2 protein-coding genes are annotated in these 3,152 nt (G+C 65.0%); both read left to right on the forward strand.

Translation table 11 applies throughout. The annotated features are described in order from the left end of the window. Nucleotides 1–159: 159 nt before the first annotated feature. Nucleotides 160–2,187, forward strand: coding sequence for a TonB-dependent hemoglobin/transferrin/lactoferrin family receptor (locus NNZ72_RS25285; protein ID WP_257318448.1), 2,028 nt, complete (start codon nucleotides 160–162; stop codon nucleotides 2,185–2,187). Nucleotides 2,188–2,219: 32 nt separating this feature from the next. After that, the coding region (locus NNZ72_RS25475) for a calcium-binding protein (RefSeq protein ID WP_306766441.1) at nucleotides 2,220–3,152 on the forward strand (933 nt) is incomplete at its 3' end.

Consider the following 3,152-nt stretch of genomic DNA (forward strand, 5'->3'; position numbering starts at 1 on the left):
CGGCGACGTGAACGGCGACGGCAAGGCCGACTTCGCCATCCACTTCGACGACGCGCTCTCCTTCTCCAAGGGATACTTCCTGCTCTGAGGAAGCTGCGGGAGCCGTCCACACGGCGGCTCCCGCATCCAGTTGTCATCGCTTCGATCGGAAGGAAGCCAATGCGCCAGACACGCCGAAACACCTTTGCGAACCTCCTCCTGGCCGGAGCGCTCTCCTGTCTCGCGGCGATGCCCGCGGGGGCGCAGGAGGCCGGGGACGACACGGCGGAGGTGGCCGTGACCGGCGAGGACGGCGAAACGACCTTCCTCAATCCGGTCGTGGTTACGGCGACGCGAACGGAAACCGGCGTCTACGACACGCTCGCCGGCTCCAGCGCCATCACGGCCGACCAGTTCGAGACCCGCTTCCTGAATGCGCGGCTGCCGGAGGTCCTCACGGCCATGCCGGGCATCAGCACCCAGACCTCCGCCGACGATCCCGGCGTCGCCGTGAACATGCGGGGCCTGCAGGATTTCGGGCGGGTCAACGTGATGGTGGACGGCGCCCGCCAGAACTTCCAGAAGAACGGCCACGAGGCCAACGGCACCTTCTATCTCGACACGCAGATGCTGAAATCCGTCGACGTCACGCGCGGGCCGGTGTCGTCCGTCTATGGCAGCGGCGCGATCGGCGGCGTCGTCAGCTTCACGACGATCGACGCCGACGACCTGATCCAGCCGGACGCGCAGGTCGGCGGACGCGTGAAGACGGGCTACGACAGCAACGGCTCCGGCCCGACCGTGCACGGGGCGATCGCGACCCGTCTCGGGGAGAATAGCGACGTCCTGATCGGCGGCACCGTGCAGGAGATCGACGACTACAGGTCCGGCGGCGGCCAGACGGTCAATTCGGCGCAGTCGATGAAGTCGGGGCTGGCGAAATGGCGCTTCAAGCCGGACGAGGACCATGAGTTCACGCTTTCCGGCAGCCGCTATTTCAACAGCTTCGAGAACGGCGCCACCACGCCGCGCGAGACCGACGTCACGGCCGACACGGTGACGGCCGGCTATCGCTATACGCCGGATTCCGACCTCTGGGATCTGACCTTCAAGACCTATTACACCAGCACCCTGTTCGAGCAGCAGCAGCCGGGCGGCGGGGCGCTGGAGCAGTCCTTCGACGTCCAGACCGTCGGCCTCGACCTGTTCAACACGTCCCGCTTCGATGCCGGCGCCTTCGAGCACGAGCTGACCTACGGCGTCGACGTCTTCCGGGACCGGGTGAACACGGTGGACCTGATCGGCAGCAGCGACGACCTGACGCCCTCGGGCAGGCGGCTCGCCTACGGCGCCTTCATCCAGGATCGCATCCGGTACGATTCCTGGCTGGAGGTCATCGGCGCGCTGCGCTACGACGGCTACAACCTCAAGGGAGACGCCATCGCGGTCGACGGAAACCGGCTGTCGCCGAAGGTGACCGTCGGCGTCACGCCCTGGGAGCCCGCGACCTTCTATGCGACCTATGCCGAGGGCTATCGCGCCCCGGCGCTCACGGAAACCCTGATCGACGGCTTCCATCCCCCGCCGGTGACCGGCCGCTTCTTCCCCAATCCCGATCTGCGGCCGGAAGTGGCGCACACGGTGGAATTCGGCACGAACCTGCGCTTCCAGGACGTCTTTGCCGACGGGGACAATCTTTCCCTCAAGCTCGGCGTCTTCCAGAACGACGTCGACGACTATATCGACCAGGTCTTCGTCCTGTTCCCGATCCCGGGCGGCTACCAGTACCAGAACATAGCCGAAGCACGCATCCGCGGCATCGAGATCGAGGGCAGCTACGACACCGGCGACGTGTTCGCGGGGCTCACCGCGCAGATCCTGAAGGGCGAGAACCTGACGACCGGCGGCGGCCTCCAGAAGGTGCCGCCGTTCCGGATCGTCGCGACGGCCGGCCTGCGGGCGTTCGAGGAGAGGCTGACGCTCGGCACGCGGCTGACGGTCGTCGGCGAGAAGAAGGACGACACGGCGACCGGCTTCATCGGCGAGCCATACCAGCTCGTCGATGTCTTCGCGCAGTACAGGCTCACCGAAAGCCTCACGGCGAACCTCGCGCTCAACAACATATTCGACCGCGACTACACGCAGTATCTCAACGCTGATCCGAGCCCGGGCTTCAACGCCAGGGCCTCGCTCACCCTGAATTTCTGATCCATGCAGACGAAGCGGAAAGGAACGTGACGATGACGATCACCATCAACCTGAATTCGACGAAGGGCGTGAACTTCAACAAGGAGTTCAAGAGCTTCTTCTCCGGTCTCGTGCCGACCGGCTGGCCCTACATTCTCGGCGGCGCGAGCCAGTTCGAAGGCAAGCAGATCGTCCTCCTGGACGAGATCAAGGCGGGCAAGGAGAAGGACACCAAGGCGATCGTCCTCGACGGCAAGGACTTCAACTACTATTTCAACGACCACACGCTGAGCGGGACGATGACGTCCATCCGCCTCTCGACGCTCGGCAGGAGCTACGATCCCGAGACCAAGGGCTTCACCCAGAACAGCGCCGGTCTCATCACCAATGTCACCACGCCGATCGAGATCAAGGGGTTGAAGATCTCCAACGCCTACCGCCAGCGCGGCGATTTTCACGACACCGCCTATGCCCTGATGGGCGGCGGTCACAGCGTCGGGGCCAGGTCCGATCCCTCGAAGCTGGAGAAATTCCTCTGGGCCGATGCGCACAAGGTCAACGGCTCCGCCGGCGCGGACACCTATTCGGGCACGAAATACGCCGACGTCGTCCATGGCAACGGCGGCAACGATACGCTGAAGGGCGGAGCCGGAAACGACAAGCTCTATGGCGGCAAGGGTACCGACAAGCTCTACGGAGAGGCCGGCAACGACCTTCTGGATGGCGGCGCGGGTGCCGACCGGCTTGCGGGCGGCAAGGGCAACGACACCTATGTCGTCGACAACGCGAAGGACAGGGTGGTGGAGACGTCGGGGCAGGGGACCGATCTGGTCAAGGCCTCCGTCTCCTACATGCTCGCCAACCACGTCGAGAAGCTGACGCTGACGGGCTCCAAGGCGATCGACGGCATCGGCAACGGGCTCGCCAACACGATCACCGGCAATGCCAAGGCCAACACGCTGAAGGGCGGTGCCGGGAACGACACG

Source organism: Shinella pollutisoli, from assembly GCF_024609765.1.
Classification (GTDB): Bacteria; Pseudomonadota; Alphaproteobacteria; order Rhizobiales; family Rhizobiaceae; genus Shinella; species Shinella pollutisoli.

Excerpts from the sequence above, each read along its gene's own strand:
- NNZ72_RS25285 (WP_257318448.1), top strand. The coding sequence starts at position 160 with ATGCGCCAGACACGCCGAAACACCTTTGCGAACCTCCTCCTGGCCGGA.